Genomic DNA, 15,898 nt, shown 5'->3' with positions numbered 1-15,898 from the left:
CTAGGGTCTATCGGTCACGCCCGTCGGTGGCCTGGCGGTTGAGAGCCTTGGCCTCTCCTCTTCTTCCCGCCTTCTCCAGCAAGAGACCAAGATTCAACCGGGCTCCTTCGTACCCGGCCTCAATCGCCTGTTTGTAGGCGGCTTCGGCTTCGTCGATGCGCCCCGTCTTCTCCTGCAGGAGGCCGAGGTTGTGCAGGGCCTTGGTGTCTCCGCTGTCGACCGCTTGCTTGTAGGTGGCTTCGGCCTCGTCGGTGCGTCCTGCCTCCCATAGGAGGACGCCGAGGTTATTCAGGGCTCGGGGGTCACCGCTCTCGACCGCTCGTCTGTATAAGGCTTCTGCCTCATCGATGCGCCCCGTCGCCTCTAGCAGGAGACCGAGACTGAACACGGCATCCGTTTCACCGGCGCCGATGGCTTGTTTGTAGGTGCCTTCGGCTTCGTCGATGCGCCCCGTCTTCTTGTGCAGGAGGCCGAGGTTGTGCAGGGCCTTGGTGTCTCCGCTGTCGACCGCTTGCTTGTAGGTGGCTTCGGCCTCGTCGGTGCGTCCTGCTTCCCATAGGAGGACGCCGAGGTTGGTCAGAGCTAGGGTATCTCCGGCTTCGGCAGCTTGCCGGTAGAACGCCTCGGCCTCCTTCATGTGCCCGGCTCTCTTGAGGAGTAGGCCGAGGTTGGTTAGGGCCCTTGTGTCTCCGCTCTCGACCGCCTGTCGATAGGCGGTTTCGGCTTCGTCTCTCCTTCCCGCCTCCGCCAGCAAGAGACCGAGGTCGAACCATGCTCTTGCAAACCCGGCCTCTGCCGCTTGTCGATGAGCGGCCTCGGCCTCCTCGATGCGTCCCGCCACCTGTAGCAAGAGACCGAGATTGAATCGGGCTCCTGCGTACCCGGCGTTGGCAGCCTGTTGGTAGATCGTTTCGGCCTCGTCGATGCGTCCAGCTTCCTGCAGCAGGAGGCCGAGGTTGTTCATGGCTCCGCCGTGCCCAGCCTCGACCGCCTGTCGATAGGCGGCTTCGGCCTCTTCCCCACGGCCCATTTCCGCCAACAAAAGACCGAGGCCGTTTAGGGCGTCAGTTTCACCGGCGTTGGCAGCCTGTTGGTAGATCGTTTCGGCCTCGTCGATGCGCCCGGTTTCCTGCAGCAGGAGACCTAGGTTATGCAGGGCTTTACTCTCTCCGGCGTCGGCGGCCTGGCGGAAGGCAGTTTCAGCCTCTTCTTTCCTCCCCGTCATCACCAGCAGGTGACCGAGGTTGTTGAGGGCTCCTGTGTACCCAGCGTCGGCGGCTTGGCGGAAGGTGCTTTCAGCTTCGTCGATACGCTCCGCCTCCCGCAGGAGGATGCCGAGGTTATTCAGGGCTCCCGTGTCTCCGGCGTTGGCGGCTTGTTGGTAGATCGTTTCGGCCTCATCGGCCCGTCCCGCTTCCCACAGCAAAAGGCCGAGGCCGAGCATGGCATCGGTGTCTCCGGCATCGACGGCTTGGCGGAAAGCGGTTTCCGCAATCGCTGAGGCCGCTTGATAGGCGCGGAAACCGATGTTGTAGGAGTCTGTAGCGTCTACGGCATGCTGCAGGGCAGTTCGCCAGGTGACGTCAGGGATGGGGGTGTCGCTGTAGTCGGCGAGGTAGTCGAAGATCTCCCAGGCGCAGGGGTCCTCGGTTGGTATAAGCATGCTGGTCACGCTGTGACGGCGACGGGTGGCCCATTCAAGTGCTGCGTCGAGAGGTTCGGGGCGCAGGAGGGGCCCACCTGCGGCGGTTAGGTAGTGGTGGTGAGCTTCGACGAGAAGGTCGAGGTGGTAGGGAGGGCGTAGGCCGCAGCGAGCTAGGTTGACGGCTGCGGATACGAGGGCGGCCGCGCGGGGGTGCCCGCCGGGCCTGCCAGCGCGGTGCCACTCTTGGTACAGGGCGGGGCCTGCGGCGAGGTATTCGGCGAGACCATAGGGGCCATGGTGCGTAAGGGCGTCGGCGATACGGTCATCGTCGGCTTCGCCCGCCCGTTGCAATTCATTCCCGCTCCAAACCCGATTGAGTTCCACGGGTTCGACTTGTTTGAGGATTCTCGCACCTACGTCCACAACCTCGGCGTACTGCTTGTTAGCGCTATCGAGAGGGCCCATGCTGAAACCCATGAAGGCGTCGTAGTGCTGGTAACGCATCGTGGCTAGAACAGGGATGCGCAACCGAACCAGTTGGGCGAGCAGCCCTGGTTCTAATCCTTCGGGGCCGAGGAAGTTCTCCAAGTCATCTAGCCACGCAACGCAACGCGCTGAGCTGTGCTCGACTACCTCCACCCCAATTGGCAGATCGCGGCCCGTGGCTGGCGCCAGGACACGATAGTTGGGCAGTTCGGCCCGCAGAGCTTCGTGGGCTGCGCGAGTCTTCCCCGCAGTGGACTGGCCGACTACTAGCACGAGCCCTCCAGTTTGTGCTGCGGCGGCTAGGCGCCCACGCAACTGCCCGTCCACATCTCGCGGAATGTAGGGCGGGACGGGGCTGCCGCTGTCATCGGGCCGGGCCCGATGAGCTCCCGCCTCTATTGCCCCCCATTCCTCGGCCAGCGGCCAGCGGCCAGGGTCTCGCAAATAGCCGCGGCCTTGCCCACTGGCCGTAGTGATGGTGACAGGGCCCAGGAAGTCCCGTCCCATGAGGACGTGCTGCTGGCTCCCGCCGGCGACATGGTTGTGGGTGCTCTCCGGCTCCCTCTTCACACTTGCCCCCAGGCCATCGGACCGACACCTCGGCGTCCTCGCAGGCGCCACGCGCCTCGGCGTTCAAGGCGAAGGGCGAGGAAGCCTAAGTCCTGCTGACAACAGCAGCGTACTTTGTCACTTGTACCAGCGGATGTGGAGTCACAACCCACACCATGTCGAAGTACTGCTCTCCGTCTACTCCACCGGAGGCTGATAGCGCGGAGACCGACGGTTGGCAATGGAGGACCGAGTTGGTCGAACGAACAGTTCCCGAGATCGGTCCTACAAGGAGTACGGCTTCAGGGCACCATCGAGCTTCAGCTGACCGTGTGTGGCATATGAGGACCTGTTAGCCGCAGGTGCAGAATTTCCACTCAGCGCTTCTCTGGCCTGAGCTCTAGATGGCCGTAGTAACCGAGGGTGATGAAGTCTAGGGATGATGTAACCAGAGGTGGCGCCATGGCCATCGCCTCTTGTCGGGGGACCGTGAAGAGGTCTCGCGAGCTCGCCTGGCGCGGACCAGGAGTCATCAGAGGCTGTGCGTAAACCAAGCGTGGACCCAGAGGCACAGACGCCGACCTAAGAAGGACAAAGACGCTGGTCATGCTTCGGTTCCCAACCGGCGCGTCTGGGGTCTGTAAATCTGCCGGCTCAGCCTTCCTAGGTTCGAATCCTAGCGCCGCCACAGCCTCGAAAGGGCCCGCGACCAGCGAAAACGCTGGGGCGGGCCCTTTCTGCTGCGTGGGGCGGCCGTGGGCCTGTTGCGTGGGGCATCCGTGGGGCGGGCGGCGCACCTGGCGCTGCTCGAACGTCCTCGCTATGCCGCCGAGTCCCGCCGCGACGCCTGCCGCCGGCGCCCCCGGCGCCCCCGGCGCCCCCGACGCAGCCGGTGCGGACACCGCGAGGCCCACGTGTACGGACCGTCCTCCTGTGCGCGGGGAGACTTCGCCGTAGCCGTTCCTTGCCGAGATCCCGCCGTGTGCTCGTCAGCGAGCCCCGCGCAGCCGCAGACGGGGGAGACGCACGTCACATTCGGCCGTGTCACATCGGGCAGGGGGCCATCCGTCGGAACGGGTGCAGTCATCGACAACGGCAAGCAGGGAGTGCACCGTGGAAGCTCGTCTGAACCTTTTCGAGAGCCCGCTGCTGAGCAGGTTCCTGAAGCACGTCGTCGCGGCCGGCAAGGTGGTGGAGGACTCGGCGCTGCCGTCCGCGACACAGGAACTGGTGAAGATCCGCGCCAGCCAGATCAACGGCTGCGGGTTCTGCACCGACATGCACACCAAAGAAGCCGCGCACGCGGGCGAGACCTCGACCCGGCTCCATCTGGTCGCGGTCTGGCGGGAGGCCACCGTGTTCACGGCGGCCGAGCGGGCGGCGCTGGAGCTGGCGGAGCAGGGGACCCGCATCGCGGACACGGCGGGCGGGGTCACCGACGAGGCGTGGGCGGCCGCCGCCGAGCACTATGACGAGGAGCAGCTCGCGGCCCTGGTGTCGCTCATCGCCCTGATCAACGCCTTCAACCGCGCGAACGTCCTTGTCCAGCAGCCCGCCGGGGCCTACCGGCCCGGCCAGCTCGGGTGACGAACAGGTAGGGGTGGGCGGGGGTGCGGGCGGCGCTGGTCCCGCCGCGGGGACGCGCGCTGCCCCCTCGGTGCCGTTCCGCGGAGGGCGACTTGCCGGTGCCGGTGCCGGTGCCGGTGCCGGTGCCGACGCCGGCCCGCACCGGCACCCGCCCCCGCACCGGCACCGCGCCCGCGCTCGTGCCACCGACCGGGGAGCGGCGGACTCCCGCCGTCAGGCTCCTTCCACCCCGGCGACCTCGTCGATCGCCTCGGGGATCGGCATCCGGCCGCCGATGAGTTCGAGAGTCAGTCCGGCGGTGCGGGGTTCGTCGAGCAGGGCCAGGAGGACGGCTGCCACGTCGTCCCGTGTCACTTCGCCGCGGCCGGTCTCGGGGGCCAGGTGGACGCGGCCGGTGCCGGTCTCGTCGGTGAGCCGGCCGGGGCGCAGTACCGTCCAGTCCAGGTCGGTCCGGGCCCGGAGGTCGTCGTCGGCGGCGCCCTTGGCCCGCAGGTAGTCCGCGAAGACGGGGTCCATGCCGTCGGGGGTCCCGTCGAGGAGCGCATCGGCACGCATTGCGGAGACCATCACGTAGCGTCGCACGCCCGCTGCTTGTGCCGCGTCCGCGAACAGGACGGCCGCGCGATGGTCCACCGACTGCTTGCGGGCGCTGCCGCTGCCCGGTCCGGCCCCGGCGGCGAAGACGGCCGCGTCGGCGCCCTCCAGATGCCGTGTCACCTCCTCGACACCGGCCGTCTCCAGGTCGCACACGACGGGTTCGGCTCCCGCGGCCAGGAGGCCGCTCGCCTGTCCGGGGCGGCGGACGATCCCCGCCACCGCGTCCCCGCGCCCGGCGAGCAGCCGCTCCAGCCGCAACGCGATCTGACCGTGTCCACCAGCGATAATTGTGCGCATCCCCCGACCGTACGCCCACCGCGGCAGCCGACGGCGCACCCCCGGCCCGCCGGACCCGGTGCGCACCCGTCCGCCCGCTTCCTCACCCCTGCGACTGGCGCGGCAGGCCCAACTCGCGTGCTCCGACCAGGTCGCAGTACTCCCGTACGGCACTGGTGCGCGCCACCACGCGCCCCCGGTGGACGACGATCCGGCTGTAGGCGAGGGAGAGCGCCGCGGCCAGTTCGGTACCGCGGACCGCGAGCAACTCCGCGGGGAAACCGGCCTCGACGCGCACCTCGGGCAGCCCCATCGCGGCGCGGGCGCGGGTGCTGATCGCCTCGTAGGCGCTGTACGGGCGGGCCTCTCCGTGCGAGGCGAGGAGATACGCGGCTTCCAGCGGGTCGCCGCGGCCCACCTGGTTGGCGGCGTCCCGCAGCGCCCCGCTGCCCGCGGCGACCGCGACCCCCGCCGTCCTCAGCATCCGGACGGGCGCCGTCCGGGACGGCGCGGTGGGGGTGGAGCGTTCGAGCACCCCGCAGTTGCCCTGGGGCAGGCACACCACTGTCACCCCGGCAGCGGCCAGTTGGCCGGCGGCGCGCTGCGCGATCTGGAGCGGCTGCCGGGCGAGGCCGCCGCACGGGCCGATGGCGACGCCGGGCCGCAGCCCGCCGACCGCGGCCGCGAGGCGCGCGAGCCGCGCCGGGTCGCTGCCGTCGGTGTGCAGGTCGACCTGGCAGCCGTGTTCGGCCGCGACGTCCAGGACCGCCTCCACGTAGCCGCCCGGGTCGGGGTCCAGGTCGGGGCAGCCGCCGACGGCCGCCGCGCCCATCTTCACCGCGTCCCGCAGCATCGACAGTCCCTCGGCACCCGCGGCCCCGGTCAGCAGCCGGGGCACCGCGACGGCGCTGAGGTCCACCAGACCGCGCAGCGACCTGCGGGCCTGCAGCACCGCCGCCAGAGAGCGCAGTCCTGCCACGTCGCCGATGTGCACGTGGGTGCGCAGCGCGGTCGCGCCCTGGCTGAGCTGGAGGAGAGCCGCTTCGGTGGTGCGCCGCTGCACGTCGTCCGCGGCGGGGTCGGCGCTGTCGCCGTGCCGGCCGAGGTCGGGGCGGCCGGGCGGGTCGGCGGTCAGCGCGGTGTCGTAGTGCGCGTGGGGTTCCGCGGGGGCGGGGAGCAGCAGATAGCCGGACAGGTCGATCCGGGTGGCGCTGTCCTGCGCCGTGCCGAGGCTGCCTGCGGTGCCGACGGCTTCGATGCGCTCGCCGACGAGGCGTACGTCGACCGTGCGGCCGTCGGCCAGTCGCGCGCCGCACAGCACGAGGGAGCGTGCCGGGCGGGCGGACTGCCGGGCGGCGTCGCGGAAATCCCGTCCCGCCTTTCCCGGTTCCTGTGGCTCGCTGTCGGTCATCTGACTCCCACGTCGTATGTGGGACGAGAGTAGGACGCGCAGTGAGCGCCGACGGGGAGGAGACGAATAGTCGTACCGGTGTGGTGTGCCGGGTCCCGTTCCGGGGCGGTGTGCCGGGGCCGGACGGGGCCGCTCGTGTCCCGGTGGGGCCCTACCGGCCGGTGCAGCCGGTGTGGCCGGTGCGGCTGAGGGGCTGGGGGCCGGTGCGGCCAGTGGGACTGGTGGGGCCGGTGCAGCTGTGCGGTCTGTGCGTCGCCGGGGGCGAACGGGAGGCGGCACGAGGGCGGCACCAGGGCGATCCAAGAAGGACAGGGGATCGTCCCCGAGGTCGCGCGGGCGGCGATCGGGGGCAGATCAGGGGCAGATCGGGGGCAGCTCGTGGGCGGATCAGCGGCGATCCGGAGGCCGGTCGGGGGGGACGTCGGCGGGGCGAATACCGATTTCACGTTTGGCGGCGGGGCGTGTAATGTCTTCATCGCTCGCCCCAATAGCTCAGTCGGCAGAGCGTCTCCATGGTAAGGAGAAGGTCAACGGTTCGATTCCGTTTTGGGGCTCTGATGTGAGAGATCTTCCGTCGGGAGGTCGCCGCATCGTGGCGGTGTAGCTCAGTCGGTAGAGCAAGCGGCTCATAATCGCTGTGTCACCGGTTCAAGTCCGGTCACCGCTACTTCACCGACAGTAGCCGGTTGTGGGGTCGGTCCTCCGATCGGCTACTCTTTCTGCGTTAAAACCCGTCCGTTCGTCAAGGAGCACTCACGTGGCTGCCACAGACGTCCGCCCGAAGATCACGCTGGCCTGCGTGGAGTGCAAGGAGCGGAACTACATCACGAAGAAGAACCGGCGCAACAACCCGGACAGGCTTGAGATGAAGAAGTTCTGCCCGCGTGACAACCGGCACACCGTGCACCGCGAGACACGCTGAATCGTCTCGCGCCCCGAGGCCGTCCCCGTCGACCGGGGTCGGCCTCGTGCTGTGTCCGGTGTCCGGCGCTCCGGAACCGGACCTCCCGCGCAGCCGTACTCGTCGTGAATCCGCCGCACTGCCGCAGGAGGCGCCGCAGATGGCACTCGACCAGTCCTTCGTCGGACGGACGTACCCGCCCAGCAGGCCCTACGAGGTCGGCAGGGAGAAGATCCGCGAGTTCGCCGAGGCCATCGGGGACGACAATCCCGTCTACACGGACGCCGAGGCGGCCCGGGCGCTCGGTCACCCCGAGGTGATCGCGCCGCCCACCTTCGTCTTCTCCGTCACGTTCCGGGAAGCCTTCACCGTGGTGCAGGACCCGGAACTGGGGCTGGACTACGCGCGGGTGGTGCACGGGGGCCAGCGCTTCGTCCACCACCGCCCGGTCCGCGCCGGGGATCTGCTCTCGACCACCTCGACGATCGAGTCCATCAAGTCCCTGGCGGGCAACGAGGTCCTCGACGTCCGCGGCGAGGTGCGGGACGCGGCGGGAGAGCCGGTGGTGACCGTGCACACCAAGCTGGTGGCGCGTGCGGTGGAAGCGGCCGAAGGGGAGTGACGGACATGACAGCGCAGATCGCCTACGCCGACGTGGAGGTGGGCACGGAACTGCCCGCCCGCACCTTCCCCGTGGATCGCGAGCGGCTGATCCGGTACGCGGGCGCCTCCGGGGACTTCAACCCCATTCACTGGAACGAGCGGTTCGCCAAGGACGTCGGGCTGCCGGACGTGATCGCGCACGGCATGTTCACCATGGCCGAGGCCGCTCGGGTGATCACCGACTGGACGGGCGACCCCGGCGCGCTGGTCGAGTACGGAGTGCGCTTCACCAAGCCGGTCGTGGTCCCGGACGACGACCAGGGCGCTGCCATCGAGGTGGCGGCGAAGGTCGCCAAGAAGCTGGACGACGAGGCCCGCACGGTCCAGGTGGACCTGACGGTCAGCAGCGCCGGCGCCAAGGTCCTGGGGATGTCCCGCGCCGTCGTCCGGCTCGCCTGACGGACCGGCCTCCGCATTCCGCACCCGGCGGACCCGGCACTCGGCGACTCCGGACCCGGCGGACCCCGGACCCGGGGCCCTGAACATCCGGCTCGTCGGCACCCTGGCTCCCCGGCTCCCGCGGACCGGAGCCGGCCGGCTCCCGCGGACCGGAGCCGGGCGGGCCGACGCGGCGGGCCGACCCGGCGGTCCAGCGCGGCCTCCGGTCGAGCAGCGTCCGCGCCCCCGTACTCTGGAGCGCGTGCAGGAACTCTACGTTGACCCCGGTGTCCCTCTGGTCTCGCTCGCCCCGCTGACGACGCTGCGCCTCGGCGGCCCGGCCCAGCGGCTGGTCACGGCGACCACTGACGACGAGGTGATCGCGGCGGTCCGCGAGGCCGACGACAGCGGTACGCCGCTGCTGATCATCGCGGGCGGCAGCAACCTCGTGATCTCCGACGACGGTTTCGCGGGAACCGTCCTGCACATCGCCACCAGCGGTTCCTCGCTCGCCGGTACCCGGCTGGAGCTGGCGGCGGGCGAGAACTGGTCGGACGCCGTCGCACGCACCGTCGAGGCCGGGCTGGCGGGCATCGAGTGTCTGGCCGGCATCCCCGGCTCCGCGGGCGCCACGCCGATCCAGAACGTCGGCGCGTACGGCCAGGAGGTCTCCAGCACGCTCACCGAGGTCGTCGCCTACGACCGGCGGACCCGCGAGACGGTCACCCTCTCGAACGCCGAGTGCGACTTCTCCTACCGGCACAGCCGCTTCAAGGCCGACCCCGCGCGCCACGTCGTGCTGCGGGTCCGCTTCGAGCTGGAGGACGCGGAGGGCAGGTCGGCGCCGATCAAGTACGGGGAGACGGCGCGCCTCCTCGGGGTCGGGACGGGGGACCGGGTACCGGTCGCCGAGGCCCGCGAGACCGTGCTGCGGCTGCGCGCCGGCAAGGGCATGGTGCTCGACCCCGACGACCACGACACCTGGTCGGCCGGGTCCTTCTTCACCAACCCGGTCCTGGACGAGGCGGAGTACGCGGCCTTCGCCGACCGGGTGCGGGAGCGGCTCGGTCCGGACGTGGCGCCCCCGGCCTTCCCCGCGGGGGAGGGCCGGACCAAGACGTCCGCGGCCTGGCTCATCGACGGGGCGGGCTTCACCAAGGGGTACGGCCAGGGCCCGGCCCGGATCTCCACCAAGCACACCCTGGCGCTCACCAACCGCGGCTCGGCCACCACGGCGGACCTGCTCGCGCTGGCCCGGGAGGTGCGCGAGGGGGTACGGGACGCCTTCGGCGTCGGCCTCACCAACGAACCGGTGATGGTCGGCTGCGCACTGTAGCCGCAGCGCACGGACGGGCGCCCGGCGCCCGCGCCCGGCCTCGCGCCGGGAGCACCTCGGCCATCCCGGTAGCCGCGCCACCCGGTAGCGGCTCGGCCCCGGCGGCCGTGCCCGGCATCCCGAGGGCCGGCCCGGCCGTCCCTGGATGAGCGGGTCCGCCGGCCAGGGGCAGCGGCCCGGCCTTCCGCGGGCCGGCCGCCCCGGCGTCCCCGCGGGTCAGCCCGGTTCGGCCGCCAGCCAGGCGTCGATGTCGGCCAGGATCTCGTCCCGGACGCCCTGCGGCATCGAGGCGCCCCGCACGGACTGCCGGGCCAGCTCTGCCAGCTCCGCGTCCGAGAACCCGTGCTCCCGGCGCACCAGCTCGTACTGCGCCGCCAGCCGGGAGCCGAACAGCAGCGGGTCGTCGGCACCGAGCGCCACCGGTACCCCGGCGTCCCACAGCGCCCGCAGCGGGACGTCCGCCGCCTTGTCGTAGACACCGAGCGCGACGTTGGAGGCGGGGCAGACCTCGCAGGTCACCTGCCGTTCGGCCAGCCGGGCCAGCAGCCAGGGGTCCTCCGCCGCGCGCACCCCGTGGCCGATCCGGCCGGCGCGCAGATCGTCCAGGCAGTCCCGTACGCTGCTCGGCCCCGAGAGCTCGCCCCCGTGCGGGGCCGCGAGCAGCCCGCCCTCCCGCGCGATGGTGAAGGCGCGGTCGAAATCCCGTGCGAAGCCGCGTCGTTCGTCGTTGGAGAGGCCGAACCCCACGATGCCGCGGTCCCGGTAGCGCACCGCGAGCCGGGCGAGGGTGCGGGCGTCCAGCGGGTGCTTCATCCGGTTGGCCGCCACCAGCAGCCGGATGCCGAGTCCGGTGTCCCGGGACGTGGTCGCCACCGCGTCCAGGATGATCTCCAGCGCGGGTGTGAGTCCGCCCAGCCGCGGCGCGTAGGAGGTGGGGTCGACCTGGATCTCCAGCCAGCGCGAGCCGTCCCGCAGGTCCTCCTGGGCCGCCTCGCGCACCAGCCGCTGGATGTCCTCCGGCTCCCGCAGGCAGGACCGCGCGATGTCGTACAGCCGCTGGAACCGGAACCAGCCGCGCTCGTCGGTCGCCCGCAGCTTCGGCGGCTCGGCACCGCTCAGCGCGTCCGGCAGGTGCACGCCGTACTTGTCCGCCAGTTCGAGCAGTGTGGAGGGGCGCATCGACCCGGTGAAGTGCAGATGCAGATGGGCCTTCGGCAGCGTACGCGGGTCCCGCTCCCCGGAAGAGTGCAACATTCCCAGATCCTGCCGCATCAGGGCCCCGGAGAGACAGCCGGTTCCCGGAAGGGGATGTTCCGAAAATGCGAGCGGGCCCGGAGGCAGCGCCTCCGGGCCCGCTTCGCTCCCCATCGGGGCCGGCCGCTCAGTCGCGGGCCTCCGCGAGCAGCTTCTGGATCCGCGAGACGCCCTCCGCCAGGTCCTCGTCGCCCAGCGCGTAGGACAGCCGCAGATAGCCGGGGGTGCCGAACGCCTCACCCGGGACGACCGCGACCTCGACCTCCTCCAGGATCAGCGCGGCCAGTTCGACCGAGGTGGCGGGCCGCTTGCCGCGGATCTCCTTGCCCAGCAGCGCCTTCACCGACGGGTACGCGTAGAACGCGCCCTCCGGCTCGGGGCAGAGCACGCCGTCGATCTCGTTGAGCATCCGCACGATGGTGCGGCGGCGCCGGTCGAACGCCGCGCGCATCTCGGCCACGGCGTCCAGGTCCCCGGAGACGGCGGCCAGCGCGGCGACCTGCGAGACATTGCTGACGTTCGAGGTGGCGTGCGACTGCAGGTTCGTCGCGCCCTTGATCACGTCCTGCGGGCCGATCAGCCACCCCACGCGCCAGCCCGTCATGGCGTACGTCTTGGCCACGCCGTTGACGACCACGCACTTGTCGCGCAGCTCCGGGACGACCGCCGGGAGCGAGGTGAACTCCGCGTCGCCGTAGACCAGGTGCTCGTAGATCTCGTCGGTGAGCACCCACAGTCCGTGCTCCACCGCCCAGCGGCCGATCTCCTCGACCTGCTCGCGCGGGTAGACGGCGCCGGTCGGGTTCGACGGGGAGACGAACAGCAGCACCTTCGTCTTCTCGGTGCGCGCGGCCTCCAACTGCTCGACGGAGACCCGGTATCCGGTGGTCTCGTCCGCGACGACCTCCACCGGCACGCCGCCCGCCAGCCGGATGGACTCGGGGTAGGTGGTCCAGTAGGGCGCGGGCACGATGACCTCGTCGCCCGGGTCGAGCAGCGCGGCGAACGCCTCGTAGATCGCCTGCTTGCCGCCGTTGGTGACGAGCACCTGCGAGACGTCGACCTGGTAGCCGGAGTCGCGGAGTGTCTTGTCGACGAGGGCGGACTTCAGTTCGGGGAGTCCGCCCGCGGGGGAGTAGCGGTGGTTCTTCGGGTCGCGGGCCGCGTTCACGGCCGCCTCGACGATGTAGTCGGGCGTCGGGAAGTCCGGCTCGCCGGCGCCGAAGCCGATCACGGGGCGTCCGGCGGCCTTCAGCGCCTTGGCCTTGGCGTCCACGGCCAGCGTGGCGGACTCGGAGATCGCGCTGATGCGGGCCGACAGGCGCCGCTCGGACGAGGGCTGTGCAGGGGGAGTCGCTGCGGTCATAGAGGCATGTTCCCAGACCCGGCAGCCCGGGGGCACCGGGGTTCCGCGGCTACCGCGTCACATCCGGCGCGGGCGGTGCACCCCCTCCGGCGGGCGGCGGAAGGGCCTCGGGCGGGCGGCGGTGCGGCCACCGGCGGGGCGGTGCGATCGCCTCCGGCGGGGCCGCGGTGCCGGCTTCGCCGGGACCTGTGGTGGGCACGGTGCGGTGGATCCTGTTCGACGCCCGGCTCCTGAGCACGTACACTCCCATGTCGTTGGCCTTCAGCCGTCACTCGCAGCCCGCTCGCGATGCACACTCCGTGCGAGGGCATGGATGCGGTAGGTTGAGGGAACACAAAGGGTCGTAGCTCAATTGGAAGAGCACTGGTCTCCAAAACCAGCGGTTGGGGGTTCGAGTCCCTCCGGCCCTGCTACACACACGTCGCCAAGGTGTGTGCGTGCGTACCATGCGTGAATTGCACTGAATTGCACCGCCGTGCGGCCGGGCCGGACGCCGCAGGGCAACGACCCGGATCAGGTGAGGACGAGTGACGGAGATCACGGATACCACCGAGGTCCCCGAGCCCGGAGGGTCGTCCGAGGGCAAGAAGCCGCGCAAGGGCGGAAAGCGGGCGAAGAAGGGGCCTCTGGCTCGACTCGGCCTTTTCTACCGCCAGATCGTCGCGGAGCTCCGGAAGGTCGTCTGGCCGACGCGGCAGCAGCTCTCCACGTACACGAGCGTGGTGATCGTCTTCGTGGTCATCATCATCGCCTTGGTGTTCGTGATTGACTATGGGCTGACCGAAGTCATGAAACACGTCTTCGGCTGACCCTCCGCGCAGAGCCCCCTTCGCGGGGCTTTCCGCATGTTCGACCCCTTGAAGCCAGGAAGAAGCAGCCACCGTGTCTGAGCCGAACATGAACGATGCCGTCGAGCCCGCCCAGGGTGATGACACGGCGCGCGACATCGTCGAGGCCGCGGACAGCAGCGTCGACCGGGCGGAAGCCGCCGAGGCCGCTGCCGGTGAGCCCGCCGAGGAGGCCGCCGTCCGCGAGGAGGCCGAGGCCGTGACCGCGGTCGAGACTCCTGAGGACGCTGCCGCCGCGCCCGAGGAGACCGCCGGAGCCGAGGCCGAGGAGATCGCCGGAGCCGAGGCGGAAGAGGCCGAGGAGGAGCAGGCCGAGGAGGAGCAGGTCGACCCCGTCGCCCAGCTCCGCGACGAACTGCGCTTCCTGCCCGGCGAGTGGTATGTGATCCACACCTACGCGGGCTACGAGAACCGGGTGAAGACCAACCTGGAGCAGCGCGCCGTCTCGCTCAACGTCGAGGACTTCATCTTCCAGGCCGAGGTGCCGCAGGAGGAGGTCGTCCAGATCAAGAACGGCGACCGCCGCACCGTGCGCCAGAACAAGCTCCCCGGCTACGTGCTGGTCCGGATGGACCTCACCAACGAGTCGTGGGGCGTCGTCCGCAACACGCCCGGTGTCACCGGCTTCGTCGGCAACGCCTACGACCCGTACCCGCTGACGCTGGACGAGATCGTCAAGATGCTCGCCCCCGAGGCCGAGGAGAAGGCCGCCAAGGCCGCCGCCGCCGACGAGGAGGGGAAGCCCGCGGGCACCCCCGGCCGCAAGGTGGAGGTCCAGGTCCTCGACTTCGAGGTCGGCGACTCGGTCACCGTCACCGACGGCCCGTTCGCCACCCTCCAGGCGACCATCAACGAGATCAACGCCGACTCCAAGAAGGTCAAGGGCCTCGTCGAGATCTTCGGCCGCGAGACCCCGGTCGAGCTCAGCTTCGACCAGATCCAGAAGAACTGACCCTCCCCACCCGGGCTCCGGCCGGGCGGCACCCCGGTGCCGGCTCCCGGCCGCGGCTACTGCCCGGGGGGCGGGCGAAACCAGCTTCCGGACAGGTCAGGAAGGGCCCTCGCGCCCTTCCTGACCTGCTCGGTTTCAAGCCGCGTGACGGTACGGGCTATCGTTGTGCGGTATGCCTCCGCCCGGGTGACGGGCGGCGGACGAATCACCTCTCACCAGGACCCGGAGAGAACATGCCTCCCAAGAAGAAGAAGGTCGCGGGGCTGATCAAGCTCCAGATCCAGGCCGGTGCGGCCAACCCGGCTCCGCCGGTCGGCCCGGCGCTGGGTCAGCACGGCGTCAACATCATGGAGTTCTGCAAGGCTTACAACGCGGCGACCGAGTCGCAGCGTGGCTGGGTGATCCCGGTGGAGATCACGGTCTACGAGGACCGCTCCTTCACCTTCATCACCAAGACGCCGCCGGCCTCGAAGATGATCCTCAAGGCCGCGGGCGTCGAGAAGGGCTCGGGCACCCCGCACACCACCAAGGTCGCCAAGATCAGCCGCGACCAGGTGCGCGAGATCGCCACGACCAAGATGCCCGACCTCAACGCCAACGATCTGGACCAGGCGGAGAAGATCATCGCCGGTACCGCCCGTTCCATGGGTGTGACCGTCGAGGGCTGAGCCCCCGGCAACCGATCCCACCCCCGTGGCAGGGCCAGGCGCTGGTCCGCACCACGACTCCATACCGTCAGGAGCAGCAGTGAAGCGCAGCAAGACTCTCCGCGAAGCGGACGCGAAGATCGACAAGGCGCGGCTGTACGCGCCGCTGGAGGCCGTCCGCCTCGCCAAGGAGACCTCCACGAAGAAGTTCGACGCGACCGTCGAGGTCGCCATGCGCCTGGGTGTCGACCCGCGCAAGGCCGACCAGATGGTCCGTGGCACCGTCAACCTCCCGCACGGCACCGGTAAGACCGCCCGGGTCCTGGTCTTCGCGACCGGCGACCGTGCTGCGGCGGCGGAGGCCGCAGGGGCCGACATCGTCGGCTCCGACGAGCTCATCGAGGAGGTCGCCGGCGGCCGTCTCGACTTCGACGCCGTCGTCGCCACCCCGGACCTGATGGGCAAGGTCGGCCGCCTCGGCCGCGTGCTCGGTCCGCGTGGCCTGATGCCGAACCCGAAGACCGGCACCGTCACCCCCGACGTGACCAAGGCCGTGAACGACATCAAGGGCGGCAAGATCGAGTTCCGCGTCGACAAGCACGCCAACCTGCACTTCATCATCGGCAAGGCGTCCTTCGGCGAGCAGCAGCTCGTCGAGAACTACGCCGCTGCCCTTGAGGAGATCACCAGGCTGAAGCCCGCGGCGGCGAAGGGCCGGTACATCAAGAAGGCATCCTTCACCACCACGATGGGCCCGGGTGTGCCGGTCGACCCGAACCGCACCCGCAACCTCCTCGTCGAGGAGGACCCGGCCGCCGCGGCCTGATCCGCGACCGGCCGGCAGCTTTACGGCGCACCGAGGCCGGTGCCCGCTCCCCTGGGGCGGGCACCGGCCTCGCGTCGTTCCCGGAGCCGGGAGCCGGGAGCCGGGAGCCGGGAGCCGCGCTCTCCGGGCCTTTCCGGCGCTCCTCCGGGCCGGTGGCGCCGGGTCCCGGGAATCCT

Annotated in this window: 14 protein-coding genes and 3 tRNA genes; 12 read left to right on the top strand and 5 right to left on the bottom strand. The window is 70.3% G+C overall.

Features of this window, described 5'->3' with window-relative positions; all coding sequences use genetic code 11:
• Nucleotides 1–7 precede the first annotated feature (7 nt).
• Nucleotides 8–2,233, bottom strand: a complete 2,226-nt coding sequence (locus BMX65_RS31785) for a tetratricopeptide repeat protein (RefSeq protein ID WP_162637689.1) — start codon at nt 2,231–2,233, stop codon at nt 8–10.
• A gap of 1,560 nt (nt 2,234–3,793) precedes the next feature.
• Here BMX65_RS31785 and BMX65_RS29680 point away from each other — a divergent pair.
• Nucleotides 3,794–4,267, top strand: coding sequence for a carboxymuconolactone decarboxylase family protein (locus tag BMX65_RS29680; RefSeq protein WP_075003454.1), 474 nt, complete (start codon nt 3,794–3,796; stop codon nt 4,265–4,267).
• 213 nt (nt 4,268–4,480) lie between these two features.
• Here the strand turns inward: BMX65_RS29680 and BMX65_RS29675 are convergent, their stop codons facing one another.
• Nucleotides 4,481–5,161, bottom strand: a complete 681-nt coding sequence (locus BMX65_RS29675; RefSeq protein WP_075003453.1) for an NAD(P)H-binding protein — start codon at nt 5,159–5,161, stop codon at nt 4,481–4,483.
• An 82-nt stretch (nt 5,162–5,243) separates the two neighbouring features.
• Nucleotides 5,244–6,551 (bottom strand): amidohydrolase family protein, encoded by a 1,308-nt coding sequence (locus BMX65_RS29670; RefSeq protein ID WP_075003452.1) that lies wholly within the window; start codon nt 6,549–6,551, stop codon nt 5,244–5,246.
• Nucleotides 6,552–7,032: 481 nt separating this feature from the next.
• Between BMX65_RS29670 and BMX65_RS29665 the strand changes: the two genes are divergently transcribed.
• The 6 genes from BMX65_RS29665 to BMX65_RS29640 all read left to right on the top strand — a co-directional run bounded on the left by BMX65_RS29665 (nt 7,033) and on the right by BMX65_RS29640 (nt 9,829).
• Nucleotides 7,033–7,105: transfer RNA gene (locus BMX65_RS29665), tRNA-Thr, on the top strand.
• 40 nt (nt 7,106–7,145) lie between these two features.
• Nucleotides 7,146–7,218 (top strand) — tRNA-Met (locus tag BMX65_RS29660).
• Nucleotides 7,219–7,308: 90 nt separating this feature from the next.
• Nucleotides 7,309–7,473: a 50S ribosomal protein L33 gene (gene rpmG / locus BMX65_RS29655; protein ID WP_019354206.1), complete on the top strand. Its 165-nt coding sequence runs from the start codon at nt 7,309–7,311 to the stop codon at nt 7,471–7,473.
• A 139-nt stretch (nt 7,474–7,612) separates the two neighbouring features.
• A complete protein-coding gene (locus BMX65_RS29650) occupies nt 7,613–8,074 on the top strand; it encodes a MaoC family dehydratase N-terminal domain-containing protein (protein ID WP_075003451.1) in 462 nt (153 codons plus the stop codon).
• A gap of 5 nt (nt 8,075–8,079) precedes the next feature.
• Complete coding sequence (locus BMX65_RS29645) at nt 8,080–8,514, top strand: MaoC family dehydratase (RefSeq protein ID WP_075003450.1); 435 nt, start codon at nt 8,080–8,082, stop codon at nt 8,512–8,514.
• 241 nt (nt 8,515–8,755) lie between these two features.
• Nucleotides 8,756–9,829: a UDP-N-acetylmuramate dehydrogenase gene (locus tag BMX65_RS29640; protein WP_075003449.1), complete on the top strand. Its 1,074-nt coding sequence runs from the start codon at nt 8,756–8,758 to the stop codon at nt 9,827–9,829.
• A gap of 216 nt (nt 9,830–10,045) precedes the next feature.
• Here the strand turns inward: BMX65_RS29640 and BMX65_RS29635 are convergent, their stop codons facing one another.
• Together BMX65_RS29635 and BMX65_RS29630 are read right to left on the bottom strand one after the other, a co-directional pair.
• A complete protein-coding gene (locus BMX65_RS29635) occupies nt 10,046–11,101 on the bottom strand; it encodes an adenosine deaminase (protein WP_075003448.1) in 1,056 nt (351 codons plus the stop codon).
• A 109-nt stretch (nt 11,102–11,210) separates the two neighbouring features.
• Nucleotides 11,211–12,449: a pyridoxal phosphate-dependent aminotransferase gene (locus BMX65_RS29630; RefSeq protein WP_075003447.1), complete on the bottom strand. Its 1,239-nt coding sequence runs from the start codon at nt 12,447–12,449 to the stop codon at nt 11,211–11,213.
• Nucleotides 12,450–12,786: 337 nt separating this feature from the next.
• Between BMX65_RS29630 and BMX65_RS29625 the strand changes: the two genes are divergently transcribed.
• From BMX65_RS29625 to rplA, 5 genes are all read left to right on the top strand, one after another.
• A tRNA-Trp gene (locus tag BMX65_RS29625) sits at nt 12,787–12,859 on the top strand.
• Nucleotides 12,860–12,976: 117 nt separating this feature from the next.
• Nucleotides 12,977–13,258: a preprotein translocase subunit SecE gene (secE, locus tag BMX65_RS29620; protein WP_075003446.1), complete on the top strand. Its 282-nt coding sequence runs from the start codon at nt 12,977–12,979 to the stop codon at nt 13,256–13,258.
• 73 nt (nt 13,259–13,331) lie between these two features.
• Nucleotides 13,332–14,249 carry a transcription termination/antitermination protein NusG gene (gene nusG, locus BMX65_RS29615; RefSeq protein WP_075003445.1) on the top strand — a complete coding sequence of 306 codons (918 nt, stop codon included), beginning with the start codon at nt 13,332–13,334 and terminating at the stop codon, nt 14,247–14,249.
• A 233-nt stretch (nt 14,250–14,482) separates the two neighbouring features.
• A complete protein-coding gene (gene rplK, locus BMX65_RS29610) occupies nt 14,483–14,917 on the top strand; it encodes a 50S ribosomal protein L11 (RefSeq protein ID WP_075003444.1) in 435 nt (144 codons plus the stop codon).
• Nucleotides 14,918–14,996: 79 nt separating this feature from the next.
• Complete coding sequence (gene rplA / locus BMX65_RS29605) at nt 14,997–15,722, top strand: 50S ribosomal protein L1 (RefSeq protein WP_075003443.1); 726 nt, start codon at nt 14,997–14,999, stop codon at nt 15,720–15,722.
• Nucleotides 15,723–15,898: the final 176 nt, after the last annotated feature.

Origin of the sequence: Streptomyces qinglanensis (assembly GCF_900111245.1) — a bacterium.
In the GTDB taxonomy this organism is placed as follows: Bacteria; Actinomycetota; Actinomycetes; order Streptomycetales; family Streptomycetaceae; genus Streptomyces; species Streptomyces qinglanensis.
Note: the sequence above shows the minus strand (reverse complement) of the source record. Positions and strands in the feature narration are given on the sequence as shown.

Excerpts from the sequence above, each read along its gene's own strand:
- BMX65_RS29670 (WP_075003452.1), bottom strand. The coding sequence starts at position 6,551 with ATGACCGACAGCGAGCCACAGGAACCGGGAAAGGCGGGACGGGATTTC.
- BMX65_RS29630 (WP_075003447.1), bottom strand. The coding sequence starts at position 12,449 with ATGACCGCAGCGACTCCCCCTGCACAGCCCTCGTCCGAGCGGCGCCTG.
- BMX65_RS29675 (WP_075003453.1), bottom strand. The coding sequence starts at position 5,161 with ATGCGCACAATTATCGCTGGTGGACACGGTCAGATCGCGTTGCGGCTG.
- rplK (WP_075003444.1), top strand. The coding sequence starts at position 14,483 with ATGCCTCCCAAGAAGAAGAAGGTCGCGGGGCTGATCAAGCTCCAGATC.
- BMX65_RS29650 (WP_075003451.1), top strand. The coding sequence starts at position 7,613 with ATGGCACTCGACCAGTCCTTCGTCGGACGGACGTACCCGCCCAGCAGG.
- BMX65_RS29645 (WP_075003450.1), top strand. The coding sequence starts at position 8,080 with ATGACAGCGCAGATCGCCTACGCCGACGTGGAGGTGGGCACGGAACTG.
- BMX65_RS29635 (WP_075003448.1), bottom strand. The coding sequence starts at position 11,101 with ATGCGGCAGGATCTGGGAATGTTGCACTCTTCCGGGGAGCGGGACCCG.